Origin of the sequence: Rhodococcus rhodnii NBRC 100604, assembly GCF_001894925.1 — a bacterium.
GTDB classification, from domain to species: Bacteria; Actinomycetota; Actinomycetes; order Mycobacteriales; family Mycobacteriaceae; genus Rhodococcus_F; species Rhodococcus_F rhodnii.
On record NZ_BCXD01000007.1, the window covers coordinates 109,347 to 124,792 of the forward strand.

Sequence of the window (15,446 nt, forward strand, 5' to 3'; positions counted from 1 at the left end):
AGCAGTAAGTTACTTGTCGACACCACACGGCACACACGAACGCAAAGGTGGGAACGTGGCAGCGAAACAAGCGCCCGACCTGTACTCGCAATTCCTCTCGTCCGCGCCCGGCGCCTTCATCGCCGACAAGGCGGGTCTGCCCAAGCCCGAGCCGCTCCGCCGCTACAAGGCCGGCGAGCCCGCGCTCCCCGGCCCGCTCCTCGTCGGCGGCGAAGGCCGCGTCGTGGAGCCGCTGCGCGAACTGCTCTCGGACTACCCCGCCGCGTCGGGGACCACCCCCTCCGGTGGCGACGAGAAGTACGGCGCACTCGTGTTCGACGCGACCGGAATCACGACGATCGAGGGCACCCGCGCCCTCTTCGAGTTCTTCCAGCCCGCGATGCGCTCCCTCGCGCCGTGTGCGCGCGTCGTCGTCGTCGGCACGACCCCCGAACTCGTGACGGACGTCGAAGAGCACATCGCGCAGCGATCGCTCGAAGGGTTCACCCGCAGCGTCGGCAAGGAACTGCGCCGCGGCGCGACCGCCCAGCTCGTCTACGTCTCGCCCGACGCGAGCACCGGGCTCTCGGGCCTCGAATCCACGATGCGCTTCCTGCTCTCGGCCAAGTCCGCCTTCGTCGACGCCCAGGTCGTCCGCGTCGACGAGAAGGACTCGGTGGCACCCGCGAGCTGGGACAAGCCACTCGAGGGCAAGGTCGCCGTCGTCACCGGCGCCGCCCGCGGCATCGGCGCGACCATCGCCGAGGTCCTCTCGCGCGACGGCGCCCACGTCATCTGCGCCGACATCCCCGCCGCCGGCGAAGCGCTCTCCGAGACCGCGAACAAGGTGTCCGGCACCGCGCTCGCGCTCGACATCACGGCGCCCGACGCCGCCGACAAGCTCGCCGAGCACGCGATCGCGCGCCACGGCGGAATCGACATCATCGTCCACAACGCCGGCATCACCCGCGACAAGCTGCTCGCGAACATGGACGCGAGCCGCTGGGACTCCGTCCTTGCCGTCAACCTGCTCGCGCCGTACCGGATCACGAACGCCCTCGTCGAGAAGGGCGCACTGCGCGACGGCGGCCGCGTGATCGACGTGTCCTCGATCGCGGGCATCGCCGGCAACCGCGGCCAGACGAACTACGCCGTCTCCAAGGCCGGTGTCATCGGTCTCGTGAACTCCGAGGCGCCGCTGCTCGCCGAGAAGAAGATCACGATCAACGCCGTCGCACCGGGATTCATCGAGACGGCGATGACGGCCGCGATCCCGCTCGTCACCCGCGAGGGCGGCCGGCGGATGAGCTCGCTCCTGCAGGGCGGCCAGACCGTCGACGTCGCCGAGACCGTGGCGTACTTCGCGAGCCCCGCGTCGAACGCCGTGAGCGGCAACATCGTCCGCGTGTGCGGCCAGAGCATGCTGGGCGCGTGATGGCCGGCGACACCATCGTCCTCGGCGGCATCCCGAGCACGTTCGATCTCTACTCGCGCGCGGTGAAGAGCGCACTCCCGGTGATCGGCGCCGGCGGCGACTCCGTGCCGTCGACGACGCTCGCGCTGAAGAACTTCCGAGTGGACCGCGACAACCTCGCCGCGTACTGCAAGGTGACGGGCCTTCGGCTGACCGACGACCTTCCGCTCACCTACCCCTTCACGCTCGTGTTCCCGATCGTCATGAAACTCATGGTGTCGGAGGGATTTCCGTTCCCCGCGATCGGATCGGTGCACGCCGAGAACGTCATCGAGCAGTACCGGCCGATCTCGACGACCTCGCCGCTCGACATCGAGGTGCACGCCGAGAACCTGCGCGAGCACCGCAAGGGGATGCTGATCGACGTCGTCAGCGAGGTTCGGGTGGGCCGTGAACTCGTGTGGCGGCAGGTGTCGAGCTTCCTGCGGCAGGGCCACACGTCGCTCTCGGATCAGCCGCGCGCCGTCCCGAAGTCGGACGAGGTGCCGCCGCCGCCGTTGCGGACCCTGCGCGTCGATCAGAAGACGATCTCGCGGTACGCGGCAGTCTCGGGCGATCGCAATCCGATCCACGTCTCGACGCTTGGCGCGAAGGCGTTCGGCTTCCCGCGCACGATCGCACACGGAATGTGGAGTGCGGCAACCATCCTCGGCACCGTCGAAGGGCGGATTCCGGGCGCCGTGACGTACTCGGTGCGCTTCGGCAAGCCGATCGTGCTGCCGGCGACGCTGAACCTCTACGCGGATCGGGTGGAGCACGCGGAGGCGGGCGAGTCGGGCTGGAATCTCGCGATCCGGCATCCGAAGAAGGGCTACCCGCACCTCACCGCGACGCTACGGTAGGCGGCGAGCCGCTCGTGCGCGGCTTTCCGGCCCCTGTGCCGGAAAGTCGCTCACGAGCGCAGAGCGCCCTTCAGGCCGCGCCAGGCGAGGGCTTCGAGCAGATCGACGGCATGGTCGGCCTCGATCTCGCCGCCGGCGACGCGGTCCGCGACTGCCTCGCCCGCGCCGACCAGCGCGATGGCCATCATGCGAAAATCCTCGTCCGACAACGGATCCTTCGTGCTCGCCTCCAGCAGATGCTGCGTGAGCTCGACCAGCCGGTCGCGGCTGGTACGCACCGATCCGACGAAGGCCGCCTGCGCGAGCGCCTGCCGGTACAGGACCAGCCACGACTCACGATGCTTGGCGACGAAGCCGAGGAACGATTCGAGGGCGACACGCAACTGTTCACGCGGGGTGAGGCCGCGGGCACCCGCGGGGGCGAGCGCCTCGACGAACCGGGCGCCCTCACGCTGGATGCACGCGGCGAAGAGTTCGTCCTTGGAGCCGTAGTAGAGGTAGAGCATGGGCTTGGAGATCTCCGCCCGCGCCGCGATCGCGTCCATCGACGTCTCGTGGAAGCCACGCTCGGAGAACACGGACACGGCGGCGTCGAGCATCTGCTGCTCACGCACCGCGCGCGGCAATCGCTTGGTGCCGCCAGCCATCACACCCTCCAACCGTCCGCGAACAGACGATCTTACTCTACGGTAAGAACTTCGCGCGGGCGTCGGATTTCGACACGAGCGGGCGGGGCCGCGTGCGCCACGGTCAGTATGCGTGACCCTCGTTGTAGGCCTGCTGGCGGGCCCGCTGCGCGTCCCGTTCGGGCGTCGAGACAGCGCGCTCGTCGAGACAGTACGACTGCTGCTGCCACACGAACCGGAACTGACCCCACACGAATTTCCACTCGTACGGGCAGGGCGGCGGATCGGCCGGGCATTCGAAGCCCACGGGGCAGGTCGCGGTCGCCGCCGTCGCGGGTGCCGCGAACCCCACCGCCGTCGCGGCCGTCGCCGCCGCGAGAACACCGGCCACCAGGGTTGAACGCACGAGAAGTCCTCTCCACCAACGAAAAACACGACCCGGACACGGGCCGAAAAAACGTTAGCAGCGCACCACGCCCTTGGTCTCCGCGACCCTCATCACACTCTCGTCGACACGTGACACAGGCAACTCTCCACTCGCGAGCTGCCCTTCGAGATGATCGAGGACACGCGGCACGTCGTCCGTCGTGAGCCACAGCGCCTGATCCACACCCGCAGCGATCGCGATCGCGACGGCGTCGGCGATGCCGTAGCGATCGGTGATCGCCTTCATGCCCGAGAGATCGTCGGTGAACACGACGCCGTCGAACGGCGTTCCGCCGTAACCGGCGCCGCTGCGCAGCAGCTCCACCGCCGCCGGGCTGATCGACGCGGGTTCGCCCGGCGCCGTCAGCCCCGGCACCTCGAGGTGACCGAGCATCACGCCGGCGCTCTCCGACGCCACGCCGGGCTCGCTCGTCGCGCCGTCGACCAGCGCGCGATAGGGCACGAGATCCTTCGCGATCAGGTCGGGCAGCGGCGGCGTCGTCACCGACCCCGTGTGCGAATCTCCCGACGCCGCACCGTGACCCGGGAAGTGCTTGAGGACGGGCAGAACGCCGGCGTCGCGCATCCCGCGCGCATACGCGTCGGCGTACCGGATCACGACGTCGGGATCGTCGGAGAACGAGCGGTCGCCGATGACGGCGCCGTCGGGCTGCGCGCTCACGTCGACGTCGGGCGCGAAGTTCACGGTGATCCCGAGCTCGCGCAACTGCTGCCCGCGCGTGAGCGCCATCTCGTAGGTCTGCTCGGGGGTCATCGTCTGCGCCGCCTCGCGTGCCGACGGATCCGCCCCGAGCAGGTCGGCGACGCGCGAGACGCGGCCGCCCTCCTCGTCGATCGTCACGAGCGGGGCAATCGGAGCTGCGGCCTCGACCTGTGGGATCTCGCGGTTCGCGAGCATCGCCTCGTCGGTCCAGCTGCCGACGAAGATCCCGCCGATCTGTTCGCGCGACACGATCGACACGGCGTCGGCGGTGTCCGTGACACCGACGGTGAGCAGCTGCGCGAGCTTCTGCCGGTCGGTGAGAGTGTCCAGGAACGCGTCCTCGCACGACGGCGCGGCCGCGAGTTGCGACGCCGTCACGCCGTTCGACGCCGGCGAGGCGGGCGCCTCCGGTTCCGGCGCGGCCTCACCGCCGGACGCGGACGAGCAGCCGGCGACGAGACCGGCACACGCGAGAACGGTGATCACGAGCTTGCAACGCATGGCGACCAAGATAACAAAAAGGTCTCGACACCCGTCCCGAGCCGAGGTCACCGCCGTGAACCACGAGTACTATGACGGACCACCAGCCACCGGGAGGCGACATGGCAACCGACCTCGTGATGATCGCGTACGACGGCACCGACAACGCGAAACGCGCGATCGACTACGCGGCCCGCTTCCTCACCTCACACCGCGCCGTCGTCGTCACGGCATGGGAACCGATGGTGCGCCAGGCCGCCCGCATGTCCGGACTCTCCGGCGTCCTGCAGCCCGAATGGGCGCCCGAGGCCGAGGCGGAGGACATCGCCCTCACCGACGCGAAGACCGTCAATCAGGAAGGCGTCGACCTCGCTCGCGCTGCAGGGTTCGACGCCGACGGCCGCTGCGCCGAGTGCCGGACCACCATCTGGAACGCCATCACGTCCGCCGCCGACGAACTCGACGCCGACGTCATCGTGAGCGGCACCCGGGGCCTCACCGGAATCCGCGCCCTGCTGCAGAGCAGCGTCGCCGATCAGGTCCTCAAACACGGTCACCGGCCGGTTCTCGTCGTACCGCCCGGCAAGGACTGACCGGCCCGACGCCACACGGCGCCTCGACCAGGGGCGACGGCACGATTGGCTGAGCAGGTGATACCTTGGCGCATGATAGACGCGCGTCCGTGCCCGGACGGGCCGAATGCAGTTGCAACGTGGGAGTACGACGATGGCGAAGTTCCTGGTTCCCGGGGTGGTCAGCGCGGTGGTCGGAGCCGTCCTCGGCACCGTCGCCGTTCTCGGCGTCACCGCTGCGGCCGGTGAGAACTCGCGCCCCGACATCGATCGCAGCGCGAACGCCGACTCCTCGCTGCTGAACCAGGTTGAGTACGGCAGCCGCTGACGCGACTGGCTCGACCGATCCTTCCGGGGGCGGCGCGCCGCCCGATCCGCCGCCGTCGACAGCTCCACTGACTCGGCGCTGGCTCGCTGCCGGCGCGGTCGTCTCGCTGATCCTCGCGTTCGTCCAGTCCCCGGGTCTGATCGCCGCCGACACCAAATACGACCTCACCGAGAATCCGCTCGGCTTCCTCGCGCGCGCCGCGCACCTGTGGAGCAGCCAGTCCCCGCTCGGCCAGGTGCAGAACCAGGCGTACGGCTACTTCTTCCCGCACGGCGCCTTCTTCGCGCTCGGTGATCTCGCCGGGATTCCCGCGTGGATCACGCAGCGGCTCTGGTGGGCGCTGCTGCTGCTCGTCGGCTTCTGGGGCGTCGTCCGGCTCGCCGAAGCGCTCGGCGTCGGCAGCCGTGCGTCCCGCGTCGTCGCCGGCATCGCGTTCGCGCTCTCGCCGCGGGTCGTGACGACGCTCGGCTCGATCTCGTCCGAGACGCTGCCGATGATGCTCGCGCCGTGGGTGCTGCTGCCCGTCGTGCTCGCCCTGAACGGTGGCAACGCACGCTCGCTGCGCCTGCTCGCGGCGCGGTCGGCACTCGCCGTCGCGCTGATGGGTGCCGTCAACGCCGCGGCCACCGCGATGGCCTGCCTCGTCGCGGCGCTGTGGTGGATCGTGCACCGGCCGAACCGCACGTGGTGGATCTTCACCCTGTGGTGGATCCCGTTCGTGGCGCTCGCGACGCTGTGGTGGATCGTTCCGCTGCTGCTGCTCGGCGCGCTCTCGCCGCCCTTCCTCGACTACATCGAGTCCGCCGCCGTCACGACGCAGTGGACCTCGCTCGCCGAGGTCCTGCGCGGCACGGGCAGCTGGACACCGTTCGTGTCGCCCGAGCGCGTCGGCGGCGCCGTCCTCGTCACGCAGCCCGCCGCGGTCGTCGTGACCGGCGCGGTCGCTGCGGCGGGGCTCGCGGGGCTCGCGATGCGGCGGATGCCGGGCCGGGGCCGGCTCGTCTTCGTCCTCCTCGTCGGCATCGCGGGACTCACGATCGGCTACCTCGGCCAGATGTCGTCGCCCGTCGCCGAGCAGGTCCGGATGCTGCTCGACGGCCCGGGCGCGCCGCTGCGCAACATCCACAAGCTCGAACCCCTCGTCCGGCTGCCGATCGCGCTCGGCATCGCGCACCTGCTCGCGAAGGTTCCGCTGCCCGGCGCGGTGCCCGCGCGGCAGTGGCGCAGCGCGTTCGCTCATCCCGAACGCAACCGTCTCGTCGCCTTCGCGTCGCTGATCCTCGTCGCCCTCGCGGCGTCGACGGCGCTCGTGTGGACGGGCAAAGCGGCGCCCCGCGGCGCGTACAGCGAGGTCCCGCAGTACTGGCACGACGCCGCGGCATGGCTCGACGAGAACGCCGGAGACGGCGCCGACGCGGCGAGGGCGCTCGTCGTCCCGGGTGCGCCGTTCGGCGTCCAGGTGTGGGGGCTCACGCGCGACGAACCGCTGCAGGCCCTCGCGCAGACGCCGTGGGCGGTGCGCGACGCGGTGCCGCTCACCCCGGGCGGCGCGATCCGCTCGCTCGACTCGGTGCAACGGCTGCTCGCCGACGGCCGCTCGTCGGAGGGCCTCGCGACGACGCTGCGCTCGCAGGGCGTCGGGTACCTCGTCGTGCGCAACGACCTCGACCCCGCGACGTCACGCTCGACCCGGCCGATCCTCGTGCACCAGGCGCTGGACGGCTCGCCCGGTGTCGAGAAGGTCGCCGAGTTCGGCGAGACCGTCGAACGAGACCTGCCCGACGACGTCGTCGCGGACGGGGACCTGCGCCCGCCGTATCCGGCGGTCGAGATCTATCGCGTCGGCAGCGAGGACGCACCGCCGGTGACCGCGGGGCCGTACACCGTCGACGCCGACGCCGTTCCCCGCGTGCAGGGCGGCCCCGAAGCGGTGCAGCGGCTGGCCGAGAACGGCGGCCTCGCACAGGGTCCCGTCCTGTTCGCGCCCGACGCACACCGCGCAGACCTGCCCGTCGGCCCGATCACCGTCACCGACATGCCCCGCGACCGCGAAACCGATTTCGGCCGCGTCGACGGCAACACGTCCGGCCTGCGCGCACCCGACGACCCACGCCGCACCCGCAACGCCGTCGCCGACTACGACGTCCCCGACACACCCCGCGTCGAGGGCAGCTGGACGGGTGCCGACGTCACGGTGTCGAGCTCGGCGGCCGACGCGACCCAGCTCGGCGGCGCGTCCCCCGGCGCGACAGCGGCAGCGGCGTTCGACGGCGACCCCAGCACCGGCTGGTTCTCGAGCCTCTCCGAGGCCGCGCGAGGCCAGTGGCTCGAACTCGACCTCGACACCCCCGTCGACAGCGCGCTGTTCGAGGTGACGACGAGCCCGGCCGCGCTCGGTGCCCCGGTACGCTGGCTCGAGGTCGAGACCGACTCCGGGACGACGGCGGTGAAGATCGATTCGCCCGGCGAGCCCGTGACCGTCGCGCTGCCCGGCGGCGGCGCCGACCGGATCCGCATCACCGCGAGCCGCACCGAGGACGGCTCGGCGGGCGTCCAGTTCGGGATCAGCGAGGTCCGTGTGCTCGACTTCGCGGGCGGCGAGCCCACCCCGGTCCCGATCGTCCACCGCACCGCACTCCCCCCGGTTCCGGACGGCGCGCAGCCGCAGCGGTGGCTGCTCACTCAGGAGCTTCCCGGACGGCGCGCGTGCGTCGAATCCGATCCGGAGGGCGGCGACGTCCGGTGCAACACCGGGTTGCCGCTGCCCGCCGAGGAGGCCGGGCCGTTCACCCGCTCCCTGTCGGTCCCGTCGCCGACCGCCGTCGAACCCGAGATCACGCTGCGCTCGCGCGCGGGAGCGGCGCTCGACGAGCTCCTCGCGACGCCGGACCACGTCACCGCGACCGGGCTCGCCGACGTCACCGATCCGCGTGGTGGTCCCGCCGCCGCGACCGACGGCGACCCGCGCACGTCGTGGACCGCGCCGCAGTCCGGTGTCGGCAGCGCCGGCCCACTGGCGACGCTCGATCTCGACCTGCCCGAGGACACCGAGGTCACGGCGCTGCGGCTCACCGCCGCCGAGGGCGCACTCCCCGCGGCCCCGACGCGCGTCGCCGTCGACCTCGGGAACGGCCCCCAGGTCCGCGACGTCGAGTGGGACGGCGGCACTGCCACCGTCCCACTGCACGGACACACGACCGACCGGATCGCGTTCGGCGTCGTGGACACCGAGGAGGTCGCCGACCTGACGGCGTTCGGTGCGGTGGAACGCCGCGCGGGCGGCGTCGCCGAGATCGCGGTGCTCGGTGCCGGTGGCGACCCCGTGGCCGGTTCCGGCGTCCGGCCCGAGAGCGAGACGACAGGGCGAATCGTCACCGTCCCGTGCGAGACCGGCCCGGTGCTGCGCATCGGCGGCACCGCCGTCCGGACGTCGATCACCGCGACCGCGGGCGCACTCGCCGCGGGCGATCCGGTTCGCGCGACCGTGTGCGACGACGGCGAGACGCCGCTGCCGATTCCGGCCGGCGACGTCGACGTCCGCGTCGATCCCGGGAGTGCGTTCTCCGTCGACAGCGTGCTGCTGACGACGCCGGGATCCGGCGCACTCGGCGGCGCCGAGCCACGCCCCACGGGCACGGGCGCCTGGACCGCGAACCATCGCGAGGTCTCGCTCGCGCCCGCCGACGAGGATCGACTCCTCGTCGTGCCCGAATCGGTCAATCCGGGCTGGCAGGCCCGCGTCGGCGACACCGCACTGACGTCCGTCGTCGTCGACGGCTGGCAGCAGGGCTGGGTCGTTCCGGCCGGAGCCGTGCCCGCCGCGGGCGGTGACGTGACGCTCGAGTACCCCGCGGACGACTGGTACCGGCTGTCGGTCTTCGGCGGCCTCGCGCTGCTCGTTCCGCTGCTCGCCGCCGCACTGGTCCGCCCCCGCAGGCTCGTCGCGCGCCCGACGTCGCGGACGTGGCGCAGCCCCGTCCTCGCGGCCGCCGGTCTGCTCGTGGCCGCGGTCGTGGCCGGTGGATGGTGGGGCGGCGCCGTCGCCCTCGCGGTCGGCGGCGGCGCGTTCGCGGTCGCCCGGCGGCGCGGCACTGCGTTCGCGTCGCGCGCCCTCGTCGTGCTCACCGGGACCGCGGCGCTCGCCGGGTCCGCCGCGCTCGCGACGGGGCCGTGGCAGTCGCGCGGCGGCTACGTCGGACACGAGTGGTGGGTTCAGCTGCCCTTCGTGGTGTCCGTGGTCGCACTGGGCGTCGCGACGCTGCCGCTCTCGCGTGCCGTCGTCGAGCGGTTGACCGAACGGCGGTTCAGGAGTCGGTCCACGGCGCGCCGCGACGGCTCCTCGACGAGCGCGTAACTCGCCGACGCGACGACGATGCTGCCGGCCAGCGTGACGACGAGGACGAACACGAAGTTGCCGCCGAACGCGGGTGTCTGGAAGAGCGGGAACACGCTCGCGAGCACCGCGAGGTGCCACACGAAGATGCCGTAGGACCAGCGGCCGATCGCGAGGCCGGCGGGCGAGGTGAGCAGGCGATGGCGACCCTCGCCGAGCACCAGCGGCGCGAGCAGCGCGAAACTCGTGATCGCCCCGAGCGCGATCTTGATCGCGAACTGCCACGGCGCCGCCGGCGCGAGTCCCGCAGGACCTGCGAGCGGAGTGCACGCGAGACCGAACGCGACGGCCGCGAGCACACCCATCGCGACCCGATGCGCACCGAGCCGATGGACGAACGCCGGTGCACTCACGACGAGTTCCGCGAGCACCATCCCGACGGCGAACCACGGGATGTACGCAGGCAGCCAGTTCGTGTGGCTGATGTGCTCGGGCGCCGCGATCGGCACGAACGCCCAGCCCAGCGACGCCGCGGACACCGTGAGCAGCAACGGGACTCGCGCTCGCGCGAGCCGCCCACGCAGCCCCGACAACGCGATCGCGACGAACGGCAGCAGGACGTAGAACGCGACCTCGACCGACAGACTCCACATCTGGGTGAGCCCCTCGGCGAGCGTCAACGGCACGAACACCTGCACGAGCGCGAGATTCGCGAGCCACGTCGTCGTGCTCGCGCCCGTCGCGCCCGGGAGCAGCAGCAGCACGAGCGTCACGCACAGCCAGTACGCGGGGAGGATGCGCGTCGCGCGGGACAGCCAGTACCGCCACACCGACCGCGGTGCACCGAGCCCGCGTGCTGCCGCCGCGTGCGGACGCCACAGCAGGAAGCCCGACAGCGCGAAGAACAGCGCGACGGCGAGGTCGAGCCGGCCGAGGATGCGGCCGAACCACTCGGGTGACGTCGTCGCCGTCTGGAACGCGACGTGCGTGACGACGATGCCGAGCGCCGCGATGCCGCGCATGCCTTCGAGGGCGGGCACGAACCCGCCCGCGGCGCGCGGAGTCCCGAAACGGGATGCGGGCTGTGCGGTGGTGGTCATCGTGATCCAGTCTGCCCCTCGGGAACCCGGGCACAGTACTCGCCCGAGAGGGTGGTCGCCCGTGAAACGACACGGGTGGTTACCATCCAGTACGACGGCACGCACTCGACCTCTGTTAGTGTGCTGCCTCACGTGGGTCTTCTCCAGAGACCCGACACCGACGGCGCCGTACCGCACGAGCGTACGCACCGACGTCCGAGCACGAGGAGATACACCCATGGCGCAGCGCTCAGGGCCAAGCCGGACGATCGCTCTGATCCTGGTGGGCCTAGGCGTGTTCCTGCTGATCATCGCGATTCTGGTCCCGACGTACAGCAAGTCGCGACTCTCGGTCACGCCGCTCGACCTCGAGGTCACGACGATCGCCACCGGTACCGGCAGCGTGCTCGACGCCACCTCGCTGACGGACGACGAGCCCGGCCCCCGCGTCGACACCGACGTGCCGATCGTCGCGCAGCGCTACGTCACCGTCGAGGATCCCTCGAACGCCGACATCATGACGCTGCAAGCCGGCCAGACCGTGCGCCGCACCGACAAGCAGGGCGACACCGGCCTGCTGACGGCGTCGGTGGACCGCGTGACCGTCGATCGCAACACCTCGATGCCCACGAACGACCCCGTCGGCACGATCCAGACCTCCGAGGACGCCCCCGCGGTCGAGGTCGAGCGCGACGGGCTGCAGTACAAGTTCCCGTTCGGCACGGAGAAGAAGTCGTACCCGTACTTCGATCTCAACAATCGCGAGACGCAGGACGTCGAGTTCGTCGAGGAGACGGAGATCAACGGCCTGACGGTCTACCACTTCACGCAGGACGTCGGCCCGTCCGACCTCTCGAAGGCCGATCCCACCGCGCCGACCAACAAGCTTCAACTCCCCGCCGAGGCGTTCGGCGTCGAGGGCGGCAGCATCCCGATCACGATGACCCGCTGGTACACGAACACGCGCGACCTCTGGGTCGAGCCGCAGACGGGTGTCGTCGTCAAGGGCCAGGAGCAGATCCACCAGTACTACGCCCGCAACCAGAACCGCCCCGAGGTCGACGTCCTCGACGTCACGCTGCCGTTCGACGAGGAGACGATCGAGTTCCAGGCCCAGCAGGCGCGTGACGGCATGGACCAGCTGAACCTGTTCGCCCGCACGCTGCCGATCGTCGCGGGTGTGCTCGGCCTGATCGCGCTCGGCGCGGGCGTCCTGTTCGGTCTGCGTGGCCGCGGTGGCCGGGCCGACGAGCCCGCGACGGCTCCCGCAGGCCCCGCGGGCCCGACCGGTCCGGACGACGACGCGAACGCCGACGCCCCGACCGAGCAGTTCCGCGCTCCCGAGTACCAGGAGTACTCCGACGACGCGACGACGGAGATTCCGCGGGACTGGGATTCGGATCGCACGGAACAGTTCCCCGCGACCGATCCCGATCGCAGCGATCGCGACCGCTGACCGACAGCTCTACGACGACGGCCTCCGGCATGTGCCGGGGGCCGTCGTCGTAGGTGTGCTCGGAGCGTCAGGCGCGGCGCACGAGAACGACGGCGTCGTCGATCTCGGCGGCGGTGCCGTCCGGCGCGGTGACCTTGCGGCCGCGGTCCTCGGCGATCACGGTGTGCCACTGCGGCTCGGCGAGCTCGAGCGCCGTGACGGTCTGCGTGGCGTTCGGCAGGTCGGCGACATGGTGCCGGTGCTCCTCGGGGGCCCACGACGGCACCGAGGCGTGCCCGACGACGAGCAGCGCGCCACCGGAGGTGAGCGTGGCGGCGAGGCGACGCAGGATCTCCATCCGGGCGAGTTCGATCTCCGAGTGGAAGAAGCACGCGGACACGAGATCGAACGAGCCGGCCGGCTCCCAGGTCGCGAGGTCGGCCTGCACGAACTCGATCGCGTCGGCGACACCGGCTGCCTGCGCCGCCCCACGGGCACGCTCCAGCGCGACCGCCGACACGTCGACGGCCGTGACCTGCCAGCCCGCGTGCGCGAGCCAGATCGCGTCGCCGCCTTCGCCGCACCCGACGTCGAGGGCGCGCCCGGGCACCGCTCCCGTCTCGGTCACGACGTCGACGAGGGCGCGATTTGCGTTGCCCGACCAGCGCTGCTCCGTTCCGTAGTGCTCGTCCCAGTGGCGGGCCGGATCGGTGTCGTGTGCTGCTGCGTGGAGGTCGTCGTCTGCGTGGGATGCGTGGTGGGTCATGTCCTCGATGATCCCCGACCCTGCCCCGAATGCACACCTGCTTGCAGTATCGGCAAGACGGGCAGCATCGGTGACACGTGCGTCAGTCGCGACCCGCCGTGACGACGGCGGCGACACCGATCACGATCGCGGTGACGGCCGCCGTCGAGACCGCGACGACGAGAAGCTGCGTGAGCGTCGTCGCCAGCGTGAAGACGAGGACGGCCTCGACCGCGAGGGCGAGCCACGCGAGCAGCGCGATCCGGGTGCGCTCGCGGGCGATCGTCGCGAGCAGTCCGCCCTGGACGACCGCGAGGCACGCGCCCTGCGCCGCGAACAGCCACAGCACCGACTGCACCGGCTCGTACTCCTCGCCCACGAGCAGCGGAACGAGCGGCGACGCGGCGAGCGCGGCGAGAACGACGACCGTCCCCGTCGCGGCGAGGACGACGAGCGCCGTCCGCACGGCACCGGCCGAGCGTGCGGGGTCCGCCATCCGCGGATACAGCACGACGCCGACCGCCTGCGGCAGCCAGAACGCCGCTTTCGCCGCGACGGCACCGAGTGCGTAGAGTCCGGCATCGCCCGCGTCCAGCACGATGCGCGCCGACAGCAGATCGAGCGAGGTCAGCGCGATGAGCGCGAGCTGCACCTGCGACGCCCGGAGAACTGCCACCACACCGATCGGGCTCTCGTGGGTCGCGTCCGAGCCGGGGCGCAGCACGCGTGCCCCGAGCGCTACGGCGAGCGTGCCCGTCGTACTCACCGCGAGCGCCACACCCGGACCGGCGCCGAGGGCGAGCGCCACCACCGCGGGCACGACCTTGCCGACGCCCGCCGCGGCGAGCACGGCGCCGAGCGAACCGAACCGGCCTGCCCCCTGCAGCAGGCCCTGCTCACCCGCGAGCAGCACGAGGACGGGGGCGGACGCGAGGGCGGCGGCCGTCGCGGTCGCACCCGTGCCCAGCGCCCACGCGACGATCGGCCAGGCGACGAGCGCGAGCACACCGACGATCGCCGACGTGCGATACGTGAGCGACCGCAGCGACTCCACCCGGGCGCCGCCCACGTACTCGCGCGCGACGACCGTCTGCAACGCGAGCGCGGGAACCGCCAGGACGAGCTGCGCCGCGAGCAGCGCCGCGAACTCCCCGTATCCCTCGGGTCCCAGCCACCGTCCGGCCGGCAGATGCAGCAGGTAGGCCGCGATGTTCGCGACCATCGACCCCGCCGTCACCAGCCCGACGCCCGCGACGGCCACCCGCTGCCCGGCGCGGGACGAGTCGGACGGAGGTGAGGGCATGGAACCGATAGTGCACCACGTAGGGTTTCGCGCATGGGCCGGTCGCACACCCGCACACCGCTGCCCCTGTTCGTGCGGCTGCCCCTGTTCGTGTGGCTGCCCCTCCTCTACAGCGCCGCACTTGCGTGCCTGATCCTCGGCCCGCTGCTGGGGCCGGGCCATCTGCTGCTCCGTGACGCCGTGAGCACGCCCCGCTCGTATCTCACCGACACCGCACTCGGCCTCGGTGAAGCGGCCGCCCGCGCGGTGCCTCAGGACGCCCTCGTCGCGGCGCTGTCGTCGGTCGTGGACGGCGGAATCGTCGTCACCGCGATCCTGTTGCTCTCGCTCACGCTCGCGGGCGCCGGTGCGGCGGCGATGGTGGGCAGCGTGCTGCCGGGCTCGGGGCTCGCGGCGCGACTCCTGGCGGTCACCGTGACGCTGTGGAACCCGTACGTGGCCGAGCGGCTGCTGCAGGGCCACTGGAGCCTGCTCGCGGGCTACGCGGCGCTGCCGTGGACGGTGGCCGCCGCCGTCGCCGTCCGGCGCGGCGACGCGCGCGGCTGGGCGCTGCTCGCGGTGTGTCTCGCCGCCGCCGGACTCACGCCGACGGGTGTCGTCCTCGTCGCGATCCTCGCCGTCGTGACACTCGCCGACTCGCCACGTCGCCTCGTGGCGGTCGCGGGTCTGTTCGCCCTGGCCGCGTCGCCGTGGCTCGTTGCGACGTCCGTCGGGGGCGGCGACGGCGGGTCCGATCCCGCAGGCGTCGCGGCGTTCGCGGCACGGGCCGAACCGGGACTCGGAACTCTCGGATCGGTCGCGGGCCTCGGCGGGATCTGGAACGCGGACGCTGTGCCGCCCGGACGCACGAGCGGCTTCGCGGTCGTCGGCACCGTCGTCCTGCTCGCGATCGTCGCCGCGGGGCTTCCCGCACTGTGGCGGCGGCGCCGCCATCCCGTCGTCGTCGGTGTCGTCGCACTCGCCGCCGCGACGATCGCGCTCGTCGCGCTCGCGGCGACGCCACCCGGGATCGCGCTGGGCGAGCTGCTCGTCGAATCCGTCCCTGGTGCGGGACTCGCCCGGGACACGCAGAAGTGGGTCGCACTCACCGTTCCTGCGTA

Annotated in this window: 12 protein-coding genes and 1 pseudogene; 7 read left to right on the top strand and 6 right to left on the bottom strand. The window is 71.9% G+C overall.

The genetic code is table 11. The features are described 5' to 3' along the window. Positions 1–55: 55 nt before the first annotated feature. Both RR1_RS07390 and RR1_RS07395 read left to right on the top strand, forming a co-directional pair. The gene (locus RR1_RS07390; protein WP_010837996.1) at positions 56–1,414 is read left to right on the top strand and encodes a 3-oxoacyl-ACP reductase; all 1,359 of its coding nucleotides are present in this window, start codon (positions 56–58) and stop codon (positions 1,412–1,414) included. Further along, the gene (locus tag RR1_RS07395; RefSeq protein ID WP_010837995.1) at positions 1,414–2,295 is read left to right on the top strand and encodes a MaoC/PaaZ C-terminal domain-containing protein; all 882 of its coding nucleotides are present in this window, start codon (positions 1,414–1,416) and stop codon (positions 2,293–2,295) included. The genes RR1_RS07390 and RR1_RS07395 overlap by 1 nt, the downstream gene beginning before the upstream one ends. A gap of 50 nt (positions 2,296–2,345) precedes the next feature. Here the strand turns inward: RR1_RS07395 and RR1_RS07400 are convergent, their stop codons facing one another. The 3 genes from RR1_RS07400 to RR1_RS07410 all read right to left on the bottom strand — a co-directional run bounded on the left by RR1_RS07400 (position 2,346) and on the right by RR1_RS07410 (position 4,572). Further along, entirely contained in the window at positions 2,346–2,942 is a 597-nt protein-coding gene (locus RR1_RS07400) for a TetR/AcrR family transcriptional regulator (RefSeq protein WP_010837994.1), read from the bottom strand. A 103-nt stretch (positions 2,943–3,045) separates the two neighbouring features. Beyond that, positions 3,046–3,327: a hypothetical protein gene (locus tag RR1_RS07405; RefSeq protein WP_143153752.1), complete on the bottom strand. Its 282-nt coding sequence runs from the start codon at positions 3,325–3,327 to the stop codon at positions 3,046–3,048. A gap of 54 nt (positions 3,328–3,381) precedes the next feature. Continuing rightward, positions 3,382–4,572 (bottom strand): glycoside hydrolase family 3 N-terminal domain-containing protein, encoded by a 1,191-nt coding sequence (locus RR1_RS07410; RefSeq protein WP_010837992.1) that lies wholly within the window; start codon positions 4,570–4,572, stop codon positions 3,382–3,384. A gap of 101 nt (positions 4,573–4,673) precedes the next feature. On the opposite strand from RR1_RS07410, the gene RR1_RS07415 reads away from it, so the two are divergent. The 3 genes from RR1_RS07415 (at position 4,674) to RR1_RS07425 (ending at position 9,805) form a co-directional block, all read left to right on the top strand. Further along, positions 4,674–5,144 carry a universal stress protein gene (locus RR1_RS07415; protein WP_010837991.1) on the top strand — a complete coding sequence of 157 codons (471 nt, stop codon included), beginning with the start codon at positions 4,674–4,676 and terminating at the stop codon, positions 5,142–5,144. A 133-nt stretch (positions 5,145–5,277) separates the two neighbouring features. Then, entirely contained in the window at positions 5,278–5,451 is a 174-nt protein-coding gene (locus RR1_RS07420) for a DUF2613 domain-containing protein (protein WP_071990730.1), read from the top strand. A 67-nt stretch (positions 5,452–5,518) separates the two neighbouring features. Next, positions 5,519–9,805: an alpha-(1->3)-arabinofuranosyltransferase gene (locus tag RR1_RS07425; RefSeq protein WP_072713615.1), complete on the top strand. Its 4,287-nt coding sequence runs from the start codon at positions 5,519–5,521 to the stop codon at positions 9,803–9,805. Between the two features lie 20 nt (positions 9,806–9,825). On the opposite strand, the pseudogene RR1_RS07430 reads toward RR1_RS07425, so the two are convergent. Beyond that, positions 9,826–11,175 (bottom strand): annotated as a pseudogene (locus tag RR1_RS07430) (acyltransferase family protein); the annotation flags it as partial. On the opposite strand from RR1_RS07430, the gene pgfA reads away from it, so the two are divergent. Then, positions 11,102–12,319: a cell envelope lipid trafficking protein PgfA gene (gene pgfA, locus RR1_RS07435; RefSeq protein WP_040773370.1), complete on the top strand. Its 1,218-nt coding sequence runs from the start codon at positions 11,102–11,104 to the stop codon at positions 12,317–12,319. The pseudogene RR1_RS07430 and the gene pgfA overlap by 74 nt on opposite strands. 67 nt (positions 12,320–12,386) lie before the next feature. Here the strand turns inward: pgfA and RR1_RS07440 are convergent, their stop codons facing one another. Continuing rightward, positions 12,387–13,064: a class I SAM-dependent methyltransferase gene (locus tag RR1_RS07440; protein ID WP_010838401.1), complete on the bottom strand. Its 678-nt coding sequence runs from the start codon at positions 13,062–13,064 to the stop codon at positions 12,387–12,389. A gap of 82 nt (positions 13,065–13,146) precedes the next feature. Then, positions 13,147–14,346, bottom strand: a complete 1,200-nt coding sequence (locus tag RR1_RS07445) for a polysaccharide biosynthesis protein (RefSeq protein WP_051111171.1) — start codon at positions 14,344–14,346, stop codon at positions 13,147–13,149. 33 nt (positions 14,347–14,379) lie between these two features. Here RR1_RS07445 and RR1_RS07450 point away from each other — a divergent pair. Then, positions 14,380–15,446: MmpA family trehalose lipid delivery protein (locus tag RR1_RS07450; protein ID WP_503826418.1), on the top strand; the 1,067-nt coding region annotated here is incomplete at its 3' end.

What these genes read in the sequence shown, in the direction of transcription:
- pgfA (WP_040773370.1), top strand. Translation starts at nt 11,102, where the DNA reads ATGGCGCAGCGCTCAGGGCCAAGCCGGACGATCGCTCTGATCCTGGTG.
- RR1_RS07410 (WP_010837992.1), bottom strand. Translation starts at nt 4,572, where the DNA reads ATGCGTTGCAAGCTCGTGATCACCGTTCTCGCGTGTGCCGGTCTCGTC.
- RR1_RS07415 (WP_010837991.1), top strand. Translation starts at nt 4,674, where the DNA reads ATGGCAACCGACCTCGTGATGATCGCGTACGACGGCACCGACAACGCG.
- RR1_RS07445 (WP_051111171.1), bottom strand. Translation starts at nt 14,346, where the DNA reads ATGCCCTCACCTCCGTCCGACTCGTCCCGCGCCGGGCAGCGGGTGGCC.
- RR1_RS07395 (WP_010837995.1), top strand. Translation starts at nt 1,414, where the DNA reads ATGGCCGGCGACACCATCGTCCTCGGCGGCATCCCGAGCACGTTCGAT.
- RR1_RS07400 (WP_010837994.1), bottom strand. Translation starts at nt 2,942, where the DNA reads ATGGCTGGCGGCACCAAGCGATTGCCGCGCGCGGTGCGTGAGCAGCAG.
- RR1_RS07440 (WP_010838401.1), bottom strand. Translation starts at nt 13,064, where the DNA reads ATGACCCACCACGCATCCCACGCAGACGACGACCTCCACGCAGCAGCA.
- RR1_RS07420 (WP_071990730.1), top strand. Translation starts at nt 5,278, where the DNA reads ATGGCGAAGTTCCTGGTTCCCGGGGTGGTCAGCGCGGTGGTCGGAGCC.